Genomic DNA, 15,664 nt, shown 5'->3' with positions numbered 1-15,664 from the left:
TTAAAATAAATCTATTTCTGAGGAATTAACTTGTACACTGATTAAGTTCTCGGCAAGTAAATCTTCATAGATACAAAATTTATCTCGGCCATTATTTTTTGCATAATAAAGCGCTTTATCTGCGCTTTCTAGCACTGCAATTGGAAAATCATAAGGACTAATACGCGCTAAACCAGCACTGATCGTCATATTTTCAACAAAAGGAAACGATGTATCTCTAATGAGCTGTATAAATTCAGCCATTTTATTACTGATTGAGTCAGCATCTGTGGGCTCAAAAACAATCACGAATTCTTCCCCACCAAAACGAAAAATTAAATCTGTTGAGCGAAAAAAGTGACGCATTTTTTGCGCTAATACGAGTAACACTTCATCTCCACAGATATGACCGTATTGATCATTTATATTTTTAAAATGATCAATATCTAAAATAGCCAGCCAAGATGTTGATGCCTGCTTTTGTTGCCTTTTATCTTTATCTCGGGATGAGCCGTGCATTTTTAATACTTGTTTTTCAATTAGCTGTTTTATTTTTTTCTCAAAGGTCTGTCTATTTAACAGACCCGTTAATTTGTCTCTTTCGTTTTCATGGAGTATCACTAAATAGTTTTCAAATATGCGGCAAAAAGCATTTAGCATCACTTGAGCCGAACTATCTAAACTTTTTGAAACCACAGAAATGGCAGCAACTGTTTTTTCTTGGCGGGTAATGGGGAGCCAACGGCGTTCAATTCCATCGGCAGACTGAACAGTAATAATACAGGCAGAACGTAAACACGATAGAAGTTCATCCTCAGGCTGTGCAACAATTTGTCGTTGTACCCACTCGAATTGCTTTTCACCCGTCACTTTTAAGCAAAGACTTTGCTCAATAGTCAGTTGGCCTTGAACTTCTATATCTTTATAAACTGAGACTTCTTTACAGCCTATAAATTCTTGGATGGTCGATATCAAACTATATTCAAGAGAATCTACATCTCTATTTTTTGTTATTTTGATGACTGAATTCAGTAAATTTTCTTGCATTGTACTCCCTAAAGCAAACTGGGCGTTTGAGCATTAATAAAATTTAGCATAGACCACGCAGTGGAATATGCTAAATAAAAATTAAAGCATCAATGCTCATCCAGTTTAGGAGCCGCATTTTTAATAAATTAAGAACTGTAAGCGCTATTTTAGCTATTGGTCATGCAATTAATAAACTTCTCAGAGAGCTGTGTTATTGCCACTTTATCAGTGTACATAGGCTCGTTATTTTTTATTATAAACTCAGCACATTGTGCTTGAGATTGTTTGAATTTTTGCTTACATGAGTTTACCGATTCGCCAATTACTTCTTGGTAGATGCTTTCATCACACAAGCTATCGGCAAATTGACTCGCCCCGGTAATAATTTCATTAATGCTGACAGGAGAGGATTCTAATTTGAAGAATATATCGCTGTAAGTTTCAACCGTTATGCTCTGTGCAGGGTCAAATAAAGTCGCTTTTGCACTTAAATATGAGCCAGCTATTAATAATGCCACAGCAGCCATTGTTGTGTATTTCATAACATTTCCTTGTAAAGTCTTAGCCCAGTGGTGCCAAAAACGTCCTATTTCACTCACACCTTATTAGCCAATGCTAATAAGATTAATAACTGTATTGATGAGATTTTTTAAGTACTGGAGGATTGCAACAAATGTAGGGCAATAAGCCTATTGATTTGGTTAAAAACATTCCTTGTTCCTAATATCAAGTAGACTACAATCAAGTTAGCTTAAATGCAAATAATTAATGCTCACTGAATGTACTAAATAAATCGAATTAACGCTTAAATTTAGTCTCTAAAATAACCGATGAACGGGTACGCTCTACCCCATCTAAGTTACCAATATCATCAAGTAAGTGGCTTAACTGCTCAAGGTTCTGTGCTTCTACAATAGCAATTAAATCAAACTCTCCACTGATTGCATACAACTGAGAAATCGCATCAATTTGCTTTAATTCAATATTAGTTTTTGTTGTTAGCTTCTGTTTTACTTTTATTGAAACATGCGCAGAGACCAAGCTATTTAAAAAGTCATCTCCAAAGTCAACGCTATAACCCTTAATGATCCCACTTTGCTCTAATTTTAGCATTCGGCTTTGCACCGTTGAACGAGATAAACTCAAATGCCTTGCTAAGTCAGAAATGCTAGCGCGGGCGTTCGTTTTTAATACTGAGAGTAGTTTTTCATCTTGGGGAGTTATCATAATGCTAATTAAATTCGTTAATTTGACTATTATTCTAATCATTTTTCACAAAATAGCACTGCAAATTTCATTCATAACCTTTGATAATGACATTTTTAATAAGTAAAACACATTGTATTGCTGAATCATCCTGACCTTATCGTTATTTTTTCAGCAACGTATTTTTTTATGTGAATAATTTAGGTGTAAAAATGCAAGTAACCAGAGATTTATTTAACGACGTAATGGTCCCTAATTACAACCCTTCGGCTGTTGTTCCTGTTCGCGGTGAAGGCTCACGTGTGTGGGATCAGAACAATAACGAATTTATCGATTTTGCCGGTGGTATTGCAGTTAATTGTTTAGGGCATTGCCATCCTGCATTAGTCGGTGCACTTAAAGAGCAAGGCGAAAAAATTTGGCACTTATCAAATGTAATGACCAATGAGCCAGCTCTTCGTCTAGCTAAAAAAATGGTTGATGCCACGTTTGCTGAAAAAGTTTACTTTGCAAACTCAGGGGCTGAAGCAAACGAAGCAGCATTAAAATTAGCACGTCGCTTTGCACTGGATAAATTTGGTGCTGAAAAAACTAAAATTATTGCTTTCAATAAAGGTTTTCATGGTCGTACATTTTTCACTGTAACAGTGGGTGGCCAAGCTGCTTATTCTGACGGTTTTGGTCCAAAACCTGCTGATATTGTTCATTGTGACTACAATGATATTGCCGCTTTTGAAGCCTTAATTGGTGATGATACCTGTGCGGTAATGATGGAGCCATTACAAGGTGAAGGCGGCATTGTGCCACCAACTAATGAATTTGCACAAAAAGTACGTGAACTGTGTACTAAACACAACGCACTACTTATTTTTGATGAAGTGCAAACAGGCGTTGGCCGTACAGGTCACTTATACGCATACGAAGGCTTAGATGTTATTCCTGATATATTAACTACGGCTAAAGCCTTAGGTGGCGGTTTTCCAATTGGCGCTATGATCACCACCACTGAAATTGCAGCACACCTAAAAGTAGGCACGCATGGGTCTACATATGGTGGTAACCCGTTGGCTTGTGCTGTTGCAGAAGCGGCATTTGATACCGTTAATACGCCTGCTGTATTAGATGGCGTAAAAGAGCGTGAACAAATGTTCCGTGATGGTTTAAATGCAATTAATGAAAAATACCATGTATTTAGCGAAGTCCGTGGTAAAGGCTTACTAATCGGTGCGGTACTAAATGAGAAATTTGAAGGCCGTGCTCGTGACTTTTTAGTAGCAAGTGCAAATAACGGCTTAATGAACTTAGTAGCCGGTATGAACGTTATTCGTTTTACACCTTCATTAGTGATTCCATTTGAGGACATTAAAGAAGGCTTAGCTCGCTTTGAAAAAGCAGTAAGCGATGTAGTAAACGGTTAATAACTAAGTAAAACATAACTAAGTCCTGAGGCAAACACACGTTTACCTCAGGATTTTATATGTTGTTGGAGCAAGTAGTTAATGCAAGTATTACGTCCTATTACTGTCAATGATTTTGCAGCACTTAAAGAGATTGCCATTGAGTCTGGCCATGGCTTTACCTCTTTACCTGTCGATGATGGGCAACTACAAGAAAAAATTGATCGTGCGCAAAACAGTTTTACTAAAAACGTAGATAAGCCCATCGACGAAAGCTATCTATTTGTTTTAGAAGACAGTGAAACCGGCAAGGTAATTGGTACTACCGCCATTGAAGCGGCCGTCGGGTTATCTGTACCTTTGTATCATTATCATCTAGGTAAAACCGTTCACCATTCACCCACTTTAAACGTTTACAATACCGTAGATATTTTGAGTATGTGTAACGACTACACTGGCTGCTCAGAAATATGTACTTTATTTTTACGTGAAGACAGTAGAAAAGGCCTGACGGGACGTTTTTTATCACGTTCACGTTTTTTATTTATGGCGCAACACAGCGAGCGCTTTGCCGACACAGTAATTGCTGAGATGCGTGGTGTTAGCGATGAAGACGGTCACTCGCCATTTTGGCAATGGTTGCAGGAACACTTTTTTAGCATTGAATTCCCACAAGCCGACCATTTAGTGGGATTAGGCGATAAAGTGTTTATTAGCGAACTCATGCCTAAATACCCTATCTATGTGAATTTGCTGAGCAAAAAAGCACAAGCGGTGATTGGCCATGTGCATGATAAAACCAAACCAGCACTTAAACTGCTTGAAAAAGAAGGCTTTGAACACCGCGGATACGTTGATTTATTTGACGCAGGCCCCACAGTAGAAGCAAAGCTCGGTAATATTCGCAGTATTCGTGATTCACAGGTGTGCCCTATTACTATTGGCGAGCTTGAACATATCAATGAGCAAAGCTCAGACACCCTTGCTATTTGTAATCAAGGGGTTAGCGATTTCAGAGCCACATTTACTAAACATGCTCATTACAATCAGGCAAAGCACACCTTAATCATCAGCCAAGAAGTAGCTGATGCACTTCATTTAAAACAAGGAGATGCAGCGCGATTTTTCCGCCTGTAACATTATTTATGAACACACAACTAATTAATAATCAATGGCTTGTAGGCAAAGGCCCAGCGTTTGATTCTATTAACCCAAGTAATGGTGAAATTGTATGGCAAGGTAATGGCGCCAACGCAGAGCAAGTTGACAGTGCCATTAAAGCGGCAAGAGCCGCGCAAGTTCAATGGGCAGACATGCCAATTGAGCAACGTATTACTATTTTAGAAAACTTCGTAGCCCAACTAAAAGAACACAGCGAAGAGTTTGCCACTATTATTGCTCGTGAAACAGGTAAACCGCTATGGGAAACACGCACAGAAGTGGGCGCGATGAAAGGCAAAGTGGCCATTGCGATCCGTGCTTACAATGAACGTACTGGTACAACCGAAAACCCAATGCCTGGTGCAAAAGCCTTTATTCGCCACAAACCTCACGGTGTGGTCGCTATTTTTGGTCCGTATAATTTCCCTGGGCATTTACCAAACGGCCATATTGTACCAGCCATACTAGCCGGTAATACCGTGGTATTTAAACCATCAGAATTAACTCCTCATGTAGCGCAGTTTACGCTAGAACTATGGTTAAAAGCAGGCTTACCTGCTGGGGTTATAAACCTTGTTCAAGGTGAGTTAGAAACAGGTAAAGCGCTGGCCTCACATCAAGATATAGATGGCCTATTTTTTACTGGTAGCTCAAACACAGGTCATTTATTACATAAACAATTTGCCGGCCACCCAGGTAAAATTTTAGCGCTTGAAATGGGCGGTAATAACCCGCTAGTGGTTAAAGATGTTGCTGATGTTAGCGCCGCCGTGCACGATATTATTCAATCGGGCTTTATTACTTCGGGTCAGCGTTGTACTTGTGCACGCCGTTTATTTATTGAAAAGTCGCCCAATGGCGATGCTATTTTAGAAAAGCTGATCAGCGCCACCAAAAATATCCTAGTAGACGATAGCTTTGCGGACGATCAACCTTTTATGGGTGCCATGATCAGTGAAAAAGCCGCATTAGGCATGGTTGCAGCGCAAGCTGAGCTAGTTAAACAAGGTGCTGAGATTCTTGTTGAGCTTAAACAGTTAAAATCAGGCACTGGGTTTGTAAGCCCGGGCATTATTGATGTCACTAATATAAGCGAAATTGCCGATGAAGAACACTTTGGCCCGCTTATAAAAGTATATCGTTACACTGATTTCAATAGCGCTATAACAGAAGCAAACAACACCAGCTTTGGTTTATCTGCTGGTTTACTTGCTGATAGCGAAGATGATTACAGTCACTTTTTAAAACGTATTCGTGCCGGTATTGTTAACTGGAACCGCCCTATTACAGGCGCATCAAGCGCAGCGCCATTTGGTGGTATAGGTGCCAGTGGCAACCACAGAGCCAGTGCATACTACGCTGCAGATTATTGCGCATACCCAGTGGCCTCTGTAGAGTCAGAAAAAGTTAACTTACCGCAAACCCTCGCGCCGGGCTTAATAATTGAATAACAATTTAAATAGATTTAAGGATTTACCATGCATACTGATGTAAACACATTATTTGATAACCTGTGGCAAAACTACCTAAGCGTAACGCCATCGGCTGACAAAATTCATGACCTATTAGGCTCAACGCAAAAAGACGACATAATCAACGATCATATTGCGCTGCGTACTTTTAATATTGAAAAAGTAGGCCTTGAAAAACTAGCTGCACACTTTTTAGCCATTGGCTACAAAGAATGTGGTGAGTACCATTTTGAAGCAAAAAAACTCTACGCTAAGCACTACGAGCACAGCGATCCAACGCAACCTAAAGTGTTTATTTCTGAGTTATTAGTTGAAAAATGTTCACCTGAGCTTCAAGCAATTGTTACTGATATGGTTGCACAAATTGACGAAAGTGCGGTGACTGCCGATAACTTTTTATATTCAGGTACACATTGGCAAGTAAGCACTGATACTTACAAAAAGCTATTAGCAGAGAGCGAATATGCGGCGTGGATGTCTGCGTGGGGTTACCGTGCAAATCACTTTACTGTGAACATTAATACCTTAGCTAAGTTTGATAACATCCATGATGTAAACCAAGCTCTTAAAGATGCTGGTTTTTCACTTAATACCTCAGGGGGTGAAGTAAAAGGCTCACCAGAGGTACTATTAGAGCAATCATCAACATTAGCTGATGAATACGCTGTAACCTTTAGCGATGGCGATATGCGCATTCCTAGCTGTTTTTACGAGTTTGCTATTCGTTATCCAAAACCTGATGGTGAAATTTACACCGGTTTTGTCGCTGCCTCTGCAGACAAAATATTTGAAAGCACCAACGCACGATAACCAAAGTGTGTTGAATTTAAAAAGCCCACTTTTGGGCTTTTTTTATGCCTAATGAATGGTTTAAAACAATTTTATGTATCGATAAAACAATAAAAAATGAGAACAATTAATTGCCCCCTTATGGGCATGCAGGCTTATGTGTGTAAACTTAAACGCAGTTGCTTATTCCCACTGCGTTTTTTACTAAAAAAGGAGCAGCTTTCCTCTTTAATATTATAAAAACAACGGTTTATAGTCATTTTCTAATTGTTCAAAAGACAAATCGCCAATAAATCGACCAAAGCTGAGCCACGTAGCAAGGCCTCTTAAATCTTTAAAATGAGGCGGCACAAATTGCGGATTTTCAATGACACCTAAGTCATGCAATTGCGATATTAATCTAAAGTCATCAATTGATATTTTACCCACCAGCAATAATGGCAACTGATCAATTCGACCAAGCTGTATCGCCACCCTAATTAAGTTGTAAACTAAAACAAAGCCTTTTATGTAAGCAATATCTTTGGTAAAGGGTAAGCCGGTTGCGGTACTGCCTCTAAAAACGCGCTGTGCAAGAGTATAGCTGTCGTCTTTTGATAAACCTTGAGCAACGTAATCTCGGTAAATATCGATAAACTCAGCACCATCAATCACTTTCGTCACCGCTTGAATACGGTTTACTAATTTTGATAAACGACGTGGTGTTGATTTAAGAGTAATAATTTCCGTCAGTACTGCAAGCCCCTCTTGGGTAACCGTAGAGCTTGGTGTGCCTTTACTCAAGCAAGTTAAATAAGGTTGCGCTAAGCCATTTTGAGTGGTGCCTACATGGATCCAGCCCTCGTGCACTTCTAAAATATCTAATTCGCGCTGAGAAAACTTAACATCTTGATTGAGCTTAATATTATTAGCACCTGCTGCCGCATCGCTGACAATACCATCACTTAGCATCACTTCTACGTTTATTCCCGGCATGCTGGCATTGACCTGTTCAGATAAAATCCGCACCGCGTCGCTGGCATCAATATTTTTAGGATCTTCAGGCAAAATATCCGCTGCAAGTAAATTTTTTAAAGGCTGTTCAAGCATATTAGCCAGTTCTGATAGCGATGGCTCACCAGCATGAAACAAATCTTTAGGATGACCAAATAGCTCCACTGATAAGTCATGAAACTCTGGCGTACCGCGGTATTCAAGCATGCTCAGAACCGTTTTATATTCGGTACACATTTTACCCATATATTGTGCAATTGGGTTTAATTGCCCCAACTGGTTAATAATATTGCGGTGCAGTGTTGAAAATGCTTGGCGCAACTCGCTAGGAACAAATCCTAAATCGCGCTGTTGATAATAAGCACGATCAATAAGTGGATTTTTTTGACATTTTTGTCTAAAAAATTCCTCTTTAATTTGTTTATCCCAATTTATTGCATCGAGTATTCTAATAGGTGTTTGCAATGCAATGAGTTGGTCGGATAATTCACGAGTTTTCGAAAGTAACGCTTTGTCTATCATGGTAAAAGCTCAACAAAAAGTGAACTTTGAGCATAATTTATAAATGAAAAATAACAAAGCAATATCATACTTTTTAGACTATTGTTTTTATGATGATCGACCCTCACTTCTATAGCGTATGAGTGATTAAATAAAAGGGACAAACAATGAAAAATGAAATCGACAATAAACAGATTCTAGCGGTTTACGAACGCATTCAACAACGCGGAGAAGTCACAGAAGAAGGTAAATTTTATCAAGGGATCACTGCATATTCTGATATAGATGGCTACACCGTCTATTTACAAGGCAGTGGTGTTTTACTTCGCTTTGGGTTTCATAATACTTATCACCTTGATTATGAACACGACAAACACAAAGACGACTTTTTGAAAAAACTTTACAACATAGCTAATGAAGAGTGATGCGATCAACAAATAGAAGAAACAGACCAACCAGTTCGCGCAATTTGCAGTTTATTAATCAAGTTATTGCGCAATTAAAAGCAGAGCCTGAAAAACTGCAACTCATCAAAAACAACCTTGCTTATTACCGTGCGCAAACGCATTTAAAACGTGGATTTTTACTTGCAATAGAACGTTTTGATTGGGTATTTGAAGCGACCGATAATATTGATGAAATTTGCGACCAAATTATGGCTGATGATTATATTGGCAACCGTTTAAGACGTTATCCTTTGCTCTTTAAAGGCGTTGTTGAAACCTAAACAGCGTCTTTATTTATCTCTTAACTAAGTTAACATTTCTGTAAATTAATCTCATATTTCACTTCCTAAATCTTTTTTCTTGGATCTTCCCACAAACTCGCCTTACCGCTTTTTAAAGTAATCTGCCCACAAAAAATACAATTAGTACTCTAATAGTTATCACACTAATAAATAAATCACTAAAAGTTTCGCCAATTATGTAAACAAATAATTACACCGCAAAAGGCAATCAAAGAAACACACATAACAAATTGTTATTAAACGATATTTTATAAAAACCCAGCTTGTTGATATAACTTCATTTTAGACTTATTTTATTAATTATTTATCCACATTTCAGACACTCACCATTTGCACGAACCTTGAATTGTTAGAGCTATTACCTTAAGCTTATCTTTATTGAACGATCAATTAATAAAAATCATGCCTAAAGTTGGAATGGAACCTGTAAGGCGTCAGCAGCTAATTGACGCAACAATAGAGTCAGTTGCTCAAAAAGGGTTACAAGCAACCACAATTAATAGTATTAGCAAAAATGCGGGGATGTCTTCTGGCATAATTAGCCATTACTTTGGTGGGAAACAGGGGCTAATTGAAGCAACTGTGCGTTACTTACTGTCTAACTTGAAATATGACTTGATCAGCAAAGTAGATGAAAAGACCACGCCAACTCAAAGGTTAATGTTTATTGTTGAATCAAACTTTGCGCTAGTACAACAACGAAAAGACACCACTCGGACGTGGTTAAGTTTTTGGGCGCAATCAATGCACGACAAGGAACTTCATCGTTTACAAAATGTAAACAGCAAACGCTTGCAAAGCAATTTAACCGTTTCATTTAAGCAATTAATGCCTTTAGCGCAAGCAAATCTCGCGGCAGAGTTAACCGCAGCAATGATCGATGGTTTATGGCTACGAGCCGTATTAAGCCAATCAGACGAAAATCAGTTTAAACACAGTGAATCACTGGCTAAAAACTACGTGCATTCACTTATCAAGCAATATGGAGCCTAACGTGACTACACCTATCTATCAAAACTTTATCAACGGTCAATTCCTTGCAAACAAAAGCGGCGAAACATTTGATGTAGTAAATCCTGCAACCGGCCAAGTAATTTATGCCGTTGAAGTTGCCGATGAATACGTTCAAAACGCAGCAATTGAAAGTGCAAAACAAGGCTTTAAAGTTTGGTCAGCCATGACCCCTATTGAGCGCAGCCGTATTTTATTAAACGCCGTTGCTATTTTACGCAAGCGTAATGATGAGCTTGCACTAGTTGAAGTGCTCGATACCGGTAAACCAATGCAAGAAGCTAACTGCGTAGATGTTGAAACAGGCGCAGATGTAATTGAATATTTTGCAGGCCTTGCCCCTGCGCAAGTTGGTCAACAACAAATGGTTGGCGATGATTTTTACTACACACGCAAAGAGCCTTTAGGTATTTGTGCTGGTATTGGTGCATGGAACTACCCATTACAAATTGCATGTTGGAAGTCTGGCCCTGCCCTTGCTGCGGGTAATGCATTTATTTTTAAACCTTCAGAAGAAACCCCGCTTGGCGCAATTAAATTAGCCGAGGTATTTATTGAAGCAGGTGTACCCGCTGGCGTATTCAATGTAGTTCAAGGCGCGGGTGAAGTAGGCCAATGGCTTACTGCACATCAAGATATTGAAAAAGTATCGTTTACTGGTGAAGTAGGTACCGGTAAGAAAGTCGTCGCCAGTGCAGCAGGTACATTAAAAGATGTGACTATGGAGCTAGGTGGTAAATCGCCGTTACTTGTCTTTGACGATGCCAATATAGAGCAAGCAGTAAGCGCGGCAATGTTAGGGAACTTTTATACCCAAGGTGAAATTTGTACTAATTGCACTCGTATCTATGTTCACAAAAATGTGTACCAGCAGTTTATTGATGAGCTTAAAACTCGCACCGAAAACAATATTATTGCCGGCGATCCACAAGATTTAAACACTAACTTTGGCGCGCTTATTTCTAAAAAGCATCAAGATTTAGTACTGAGCTACATCAACAAAGGCCTTGAAGAAGGGGCAACGCTATTAACCGGTGGCTCAACGCTTTCACCAGCATCTGCGCCAAATGGTTATTTTGTAGCGCCAACCGTATTTGTTGATTGCAACGATGAAATGACCATCGTTAAAGAAGAAATTTTTGGCCCAGTAATGAGCGTTTTAGTATTTGATGACGAAGATGATGTAATTGCACGTGCTAACTGCACTCACTTAGGTTTAGCTGCTGGCGTATTCACAAGCGATATTAAACGTGCTCATCGCGTTATTCATCAGCTACAAGCGGGGATTTGTTGGATCAATGCTTACGGTAACTCGCCGGCAGAAATGCCTGTAGGTGGCTATAAGCAATCAGGTATCGGCCGCGAAAACGGCATACAAACGCTTGATCATTACACGCAAACTAAGTCTGTTTATGTTGGTATGGCTGACATAGAAAGCCCATTTTAAGGAATCATTATGAACCACTCTTTTGATTATATTATTGTAGGCGCGGGCTCAGCAGGTTGTGTGTTAGCAAATCGCTTGTCTGAAGATTCAAGTAACAAGGTATTGTTACTTGAAACCGGCGGCAGCGATAAAAGCATTTTTATTAAAATGCCCACTGCTCTGTCGATTCCAATGAATACCGATAAGTATGCGTGGCAATTTCATACGCAGCCAGAAAAGTACTTAGATAACCGTGAAATGCACTGCCCACGCGGTAAAGTGCTTGGCGGCTCATCATCTATTAATGGCATGGTGTATGTACGTGGTCATGCGAAAGATTTTGATGAATGGCAGCAACATGGCGCTAATGGCTGGGATTATCAAGCCTGTTTACCGTATTTTAAAAAAGCAGAAAGCTTTTATCTAGGTGAAAACAGCCATCGTGGTGGAACAGGCCCCCTTGGCGTTAATAACGGTAATAACATGGAAAACCCTTTGTATAGCGCCTTTATTGATGCTGGTGCTCAAGCGGGTTATGCCACTACAGCTGATTATAATAGTGCTCAACAAGAAGGCTTTGGCCCTATGCACATGACCGTTAAAAACGGTGTGCGCAGCTCAGCCTCTCGTGAATATTTAGATCCGATTAAGCATCGCAGTAATCTAACAATTGTAACCGGTGCACTTGCGCAGCGCGTTATTTTAGACGGTAAAAAAGCAACCGGTGTTGAATACAAGCTCAATGGCACAGTTAAAACAGCCACAGCAAGTAAAGAGGTTATTTTAAGTGCGGGCTCTATCGGTTCACCTCACCTGTTACAACTGTCCGGTATTGGTGATACACAAATACTTGAAAAAGCAGGTGTTGAAGTAAAACATCACCTACCAGGTGTTGGTCAAAACTTGCAAGACCATTTAGAGTTTTACTTTCAATATAAGTGTAAACAACCCATTACCTTAAACGGTAAATTAGGCTTGTTTTCTAAAGGTTTAATTGGTGCAAAATGGCTGCTTACCCGTAAAGGTTTAGGCTCAACTAATCACTTTGAATCGTGTGCCTTTATTCGCTCAAAACCCGGTGTTGAATGGCCTGATATTCAGTATCACTTTTTACCAGCAGCAATGCGTTATGATGGACGCAGTGCTTTTGCAGGGCATGGTTTTCAAGTGCATGTAGGTCATAACAAACCTAAAAGTCGTGGCAGTGTCACTATTGCCTCAGCAGATCCGACGCAGCCGCCAAAGATTGTGTTTAATTATCTTGAGCATCAAGACGACATTGAAGGCTTTAGGGCGTGCGTACGTTTAACGCGTGAAATTATTGAACAACCTGCCTTTGACGACTTCCGTGGTGAAGAAATTCAACCAGGGCAACAAGTTCAAACGGATGAGCAAATTGATGCCTTTGTGCGCCAAGCAGTGGAAAGTGCTTACCACCCTTCTTGCTCTTGTAAAATGGGTGAAGACGACATGGCTGTAGTTAACTCAAATACCCAAGTGCATGGCATGCAAAGCTTGCGTGTAGTTGACTCGTCGATTTTTCCAACCATACCTAATGGTAATTTAAATGCGCCTACCATCATGGTGGCCGAAAAAGCCGCTGATATTATTTTAGGTAATAAGCCTTTAGCTCATACAGGAGTTGATGTTGTGAATGCCACTGATTGGCAAACTTCACAACGAAATAAAACCCTTTAATTTAGCCTGCCATAAAGGCCACTCTTTTAGCAAAATGCTTTAAGGAGTGCCTTTATGCGCCTTGCAGTGGCTCACAAGCATAAATAGGTTATGCCTGTGTTAATGCAAGCACAATAAAAAAACGGAGTATATATGTGTTATTTTTATTCATTCTGGGAGGGCGATAATGACTATTTGGCTTAATGCAGGCATTATTTTCACCTTACTTGCCATTGTTACTATTTTAATAAAATGGGGCAATGTACGCGTAGTGGGCGTCACACCAGTGAGAACATTCACTTTTATAGCAATCCTGTTTACCTCAGGCCTAGACGTTGGCCTTATTATGTTCCCTTTAACCGAATTTGCCGGTTATGCAGACATAAAAGCAAGCCCAGAATATGCATTTGCCAATCCTCTCTCAATTGAGTTTGGTTATTGGGGATTTTTAATTTGGGGATTTTATTTTCTTACGTGCTTTTATTTCTGTGTAATAGAACCCAAAGTGAAGTTTTTTGAAATTCCATGGGTTAAGTTTTTAAACAACGTGGTCATTATTGGTACTTGTGCGTTTACCGCTTACTTATTACTGAGTAACTTGCCGTGGTATTTACCTGAACTCGGTGATGGCTCAAATGTTATTCCTGCGTTTTACTTAATCGTGCTTGCCGCTATTTGCTTTGCGGTGTATTCAAGTACCGATATTAAATATGTGCGCTTTTTAAGTATTGCAACTACTTGGTTGTTTATCGCCCTAATTGGCTTTATGTGGGCTGATGCCTTCTTATTTGGCGACAGTGAACTCTCTGCATTTACTAAAAACATCGGATTAATTGGTAATTACTTTGCCAACATCAATGAGTTTGTATTACCACTGAATGATTACCATGAGTTTTACTTATTTTGGTGGTTTGCGTGGAGCATTATGATTGGTCAATTTACATCGCGTTTTGTGGGCGGTTTAAAAACCTATCAAGTCCTTGGTGCTATGCTGATTTTCCCATCGATTCCAATCGCTATCTGGTTTAGTGTGTTATATCACTACCATGAAGCCGGTATTCCAACCGAGGGAATTAAAAACTTTGCTATGGTGTTTGTAGGTATCGTATTTGTTATTAATTCGCTCGATTCCCTGATCCGTTTATACACAGATAATTTAAACCTAACCGTAAAACGCTTTGGTAAATTTAAATATATTGCCATGAACGTTGTCGCTTTGTCGCTACTAACACTGCTATTTAAGCTTGAGTTTTTGCAAATTCAATGGGTTGGTGCTTTAGTTATAGGGTTATTCTTTATTTGCCTTGGTTTTATTGCCTACAGCAAACTTAAAACGGTCAGCAATATCGAAGGATCGCCTAAAGCGAATAAAATTGATTACACAAAAATAGAAACTATCAGCTAAGAAAACACATGAACAATAAATTAAAACAACTTTTTATCGCTTTACCGTTCACCGTTTTATCAACAACGGCAGCGGCTAACTGGTCAACAACGATTACGGCTGCATCTGATTACACCTTTAATGGTGTATCACAAACAGATAACGATCCGGCACTACAAGCAAGCCTTGACTACGCTTATGATAACGGTGTTTATGCCGGTGTATGGGCATCAAACGTAGATTTTGGTGATGACACCGACTTTGAACTAGATGCTTACGTAGGCCGATACATTCAGTTAAACGAACAAGTAAGCCTGGATTACGGTATTGCTTATTACACTTACCAAGGTAATAACAGCGATGGTAACTACGCAGAAGCGTATACTAAATTTGGTTACGCCAGTGACTACGGCCAAACAGAGCTTAACTTTTGGTACAGCTGGGATTACTTTGGCTACGATACTGGCCATGTGATTTCTATGATTGCGCACACTTACGAGCTTGCGCCAAATCATGCGATTCGTGCCAGCTTTGATATTTCAAACTCACTCGATGGCAATAAGTTCCAATGGGATGAAGCTAAGGGCGACAAATCGTATTATCACTACCGCTTAGCATACCAAACGAGCTATGAAGGGTTTGGCATTGAAGTGGCTGCTGAGAATACCAGCCTAGATTACGATTACGCAGATGAGCGAATTGTACTGGCTATCTCACGTACATTTGATTTGTAATAGTTAGCAGGGTCTGTTGTACTTTTAAGATTGAATTTGCAGCAGCCTGTTTGGTATTTAGGCAAAGCAGAGCCTATGTAGTGTTATTCCCCATAAATAGGCGATAACGTAGCATTAATGCCAAACAGGCGCTGCCCAAAGGGTTCTTCCTAGGGGC

15 protein-coding genes are annotated in these 15,664 nt (G+C 39.6%); 11 read left to right on the top strand and 4 right to left on the bottom strand.

Annotation, left to right across the window (positions count from 1 at the left end):
- The 3 genes from KK487_RS15975 to KK487_RS15965 form a co-directional block, all read right to left on the bottom strand.
- Positions 1-1,026: a GGDEF domain-containing protein gene (locus tag KK487_RS15975; protein ID WP_013463232.1), complete on the bottom strand. Its 1,026-nt coding sequence runs from the start codon at positions 1,024-1,026 to the stop codon at positions 1-3.
- 149 nt (positions 1,027-1,175) lie between these two features.
- On the bottom strand, positions 1,176-1,550 hold the full coding sequence (locus KK487_RS15970) for a hypothetical protein (protein WP_024600887.1): 375 nt from the start codon (positions 1,548-1,550) through the stop codon (positions 1,176-1,178).
- Between the two features lie 256 nt (positions 1,551-1,806).
- On the bottom strand, positions 1,807-2,235 hold the full coding sequence (locus KK487_RS15965; protein WP_013463231.1) for an Lrp/AsnC family transcriptional regulator: 429 nt from the start codon (positions 2,233-2,235) through the stop codon (positions 1,807-1,809).
- 191 nt (positions 2,236-2,426) lie between these two features.
- Between KK487_RS15965 and KK487_RS15960 the strand changes: the two genes are divergently transcribed.
- From KK487_RS15960 to KK487_RS15945, 4 genes are all read left to right on the top strand, one after another.
- Positions 2,427-3,632 carry an aspartate aminotransferase family protein gene (locus KK487_RS15960; protein WP_024600888.1) on the top strand — a complete coding sequence of 402 codons (1,206 nt, stop codon included), beginning with the start codon at positions 2,427-2,429 and terminating at the stop codon, positions 3,630-3,632.
- An 81-nt stretch (positions 3,633-3,713) separates the two neighbouring features.
- Positions 3,714-4,748, top strand: a complete 1,035-nt coding sequence (astA, locus tag KK487_RS15955) for an arginine N-succinyltransferase (protein ID WP_013463229.1) — start codon at positions 3,714-3,716, stop codon at positions 4,746-4,748.
- Positions 4,749-4,756: 8 nt separating this feature from the next.
- Positions 4,757-6,223, top strand: coding sequence for a succinylglutamate-semialdehyde dehydrogenase (gene astD, locus KK487_RS15950; protein ID WP_024600889.1), 1,467 nt, complete (start codon positions 4,757-4,759; stop codon positions 6,221-6,223).
- A 27-nt stretch (positions 6,224-6,250) separates the two neighbouring features.
- A complete protein-coding gene (locus KK487_RS15945) occupies positions 6,251-7,054 on the top strand; it encodes a DUF1338 domain-containing protein (protein ID WP_013463227.1) in 804 nt (267 codons plus the stop codon).
- 213 nt (positions 7,055-7,267) lie between these two features.
- Here KK487_RS15945 and KK487_RS15940 read toward each other — a convergent pair whose 3' ends face one another.
- Complete coding sequence (locus tag KK487_RS15940; RefSeq protein ID WP_024600890.1) at positions 7,268-8,548, bottom strand: flavohemoglobin expression-modulating QEGLA motif protein; 1,281 nt, start codon at positions 8,546-8,548, stop codon at positions 7,268-7,270.
- Positions 8,549-8,694: 146 nt separating this feature from the next.
- Here KK487_RS15940 and KK487_RS15935 point away from each other — a divergent pair, with 146 nt between their 5' ends.
- The 7 genes from KK487_RS15935 (at position 8,695) to KK487_RS15905 (ending at position 15,507) form a co-directional block, all read left to right on the top strand.
- Positions 8,695-8,952, top strand: coding sequence for a DUF3081 domain-containing protein (locus KK487_RS15935; RefSeq protein ID WP_013463225.1), 258 nt, complete (start codon positions 8,695-8,697; stop codon positions 8,950-8,952).
- Positions 8,952-9,254, top strand: a complete 303-nt coding sequence (locus KK487_RS15930; protein ID WP_024600891.1) for a hypothetical protein — start codon at positions 8,952-8,954, stop codon at positions 9,252-9,254. The genes KK487_RS15935 and KK487_RS15930 overlap by 1 nt, the downstream gene beginning before the upstream one ends.
- Before the next feature lie 438 nt (positions 9,255-9,692).
- Entirely contained in the window at positions 9,693-10,268 is a 576-nt protein-coding gene (gene betI, locus KK487_RS15925; RefSeq protein ID WP_024600892.1) for a transcriptional regulator BetI, read from the top strand.
- A 1-nt stretch (position 10,269) separates the two neighbouring features.
- Positions 10,270-11,733, top strand: a complete 1,464-nt coding sequence (gene betB, locus KK487_RS15920) for a betaine-aldehyde dehydrogenase (protein WP_024600893.1) — start codon at positions 10,270-10,272, stop codon at positions 11,731-11,733.
- 9 nt (positions 11,734-11,742) lie between these two features.
- On the top strand, positions 11,743-13,410 hold the full coding sequence (betA, locus tag KK487_RS15915; RefSeq protein ID WP_036954848.1) for a choline dehydrogenase: 1,668 nt from the start codon (positions 11,743-11,745) through the stop codon (positions 13,408-13,410).
- Positions 13,411-13,576: 166 nt separating this feature from the next.
- Complete coding sequence (locus KK487_RS15910) at positions 13,577-14,794, top strand: BCCT family transporter (protein WP_013463220.1); 1,218 nt, start codon at positions 13,577-13,579, stop codon at positions 14,792-14,794.
- Between the two features lie 8 nt (positions 14,795-14,802).
- Positions 14,803-15,507, top strand: a complete 705-nt coding sequence (locus tag KK487_RS15905; protein ID WP_028834775.1) for a TorF family putative porin — start codon at positions 14,803-14,805, stop codon at positions 15,505-15,507.
- Positions 15,508-15,664: the final 157 nt, after the last annotated feature.

Source organism: Pseudoalteromonas sp. SiA1 (assembly GCF_018732205.1).
Classification (GTDB): domain Bacteria; phylum Pseudomonadota; class Gammaproteobacteria; order Enterobacterales; family Alteromonadaceae; genus Pseudoalteromonas; species Pseudoalteromonas tetraodonis.
Note: the sequence above shows the minus strand (reverse complement) of the source record. Positions and strands in the feature narration are given on the sequence as shown.

Excerpts from the sequence above, each read along its gene's own strand:
- KK487_RS15975 (WP_013463232.1), bottom strand. The coding sequence starts at position 1,026 with ATGCAAGAAAATTTACTGAATTCAGTCATCAAAATAACAAAAAATAGA.
- KK487_RS15970 (WP_024600887.1), bottom strand. The coding sequence starts at position 1,550 with ATGAAATACACAACAATGGCTGCTGTGGCATTATTAATAGCTGGCTCA.
- KK487_RS15965 (WP_013463231.1), bottom strand. The coding sequence starts at position 2,235 with ATGATAACTCCCCAAGATGAAAAACTACTCTCAGTATTAAAAACGAAC.
- KK487_RS15960 (WP_024600888.1), top strand. The coding sequence starts at position 2,427 with ATGCAAGTAACCAGAGATTTATTTAACGACGTAATGGTCCCTAATTAC.
- astA (WP_013463229.1), top strand. The coding sequence starts at position 3,714 with ATGCAAGTATTACGTCCTATTACTGTCAATGATTTTGCAGCACTTAAA.
- astD (WP_024600889.1), top strand. The coding sequence starts at position 4,757 with ATGAACACACAACTAATTAATAATCAATGGCTTGTAGGCAAAGGCCCA.
- KK487_RS15945 (WP_013463227.1), top strand. The coding sequence starts at position 6,251 with ATGCATACTGATGTAAACACATTATTTGATAACCTGTGGCAAAACTAC.
- KK487_RS15940 (WP_024600890.1), bottom strand. The coding sequence starts at position 8,548 with ATGATAGACAAAGCGTTACTTTCGAAAACTCGTGAATTATCCGACCAA.
- KK487_RS15935 (WP_013463225.1), top strand. The coding sequence starts at position 8,695 with ATGAAAAATGAAATCGACAATAAACAGATTCTAGCGGTTTACGAACGC.
- KK487_RS15930 (WP_024600891.1), top strand. The coding sequence starts at position 8,952 with ATGCGATCAACAAATAGAAGAAACAGACCAACCAGTTCGCGCAATTTG.
- betI (WP_024600892.1), top strand. The coding sequence starts at position 9,693 with ATGGAACCTGTAAGGCGTCAGCAGCTAATTGACGCAACAATAGAGTCA.
- betA (WP_036954848.1), top strand. The coding sequence starts at position 11,743 with ATGAACCACTCTTTTGATTATATTATTGTAGGCGCGGGCTCAGCAGGT.
- KK487_RS15910 (WP_013463220.1), top strand. The coding sequence starts at position 13,577 with ATGACTATTTGGCTTAATGCAGGCATTATTTTCACCTTACTTGCCATT.
- KK487_RS15905 (WP_028834775.1), top strand. The coding sequence starts at position 14,803 with ATGAACAATAAATTAAAACAACTTTTTATCGCTTTACCGTTCACCGTT.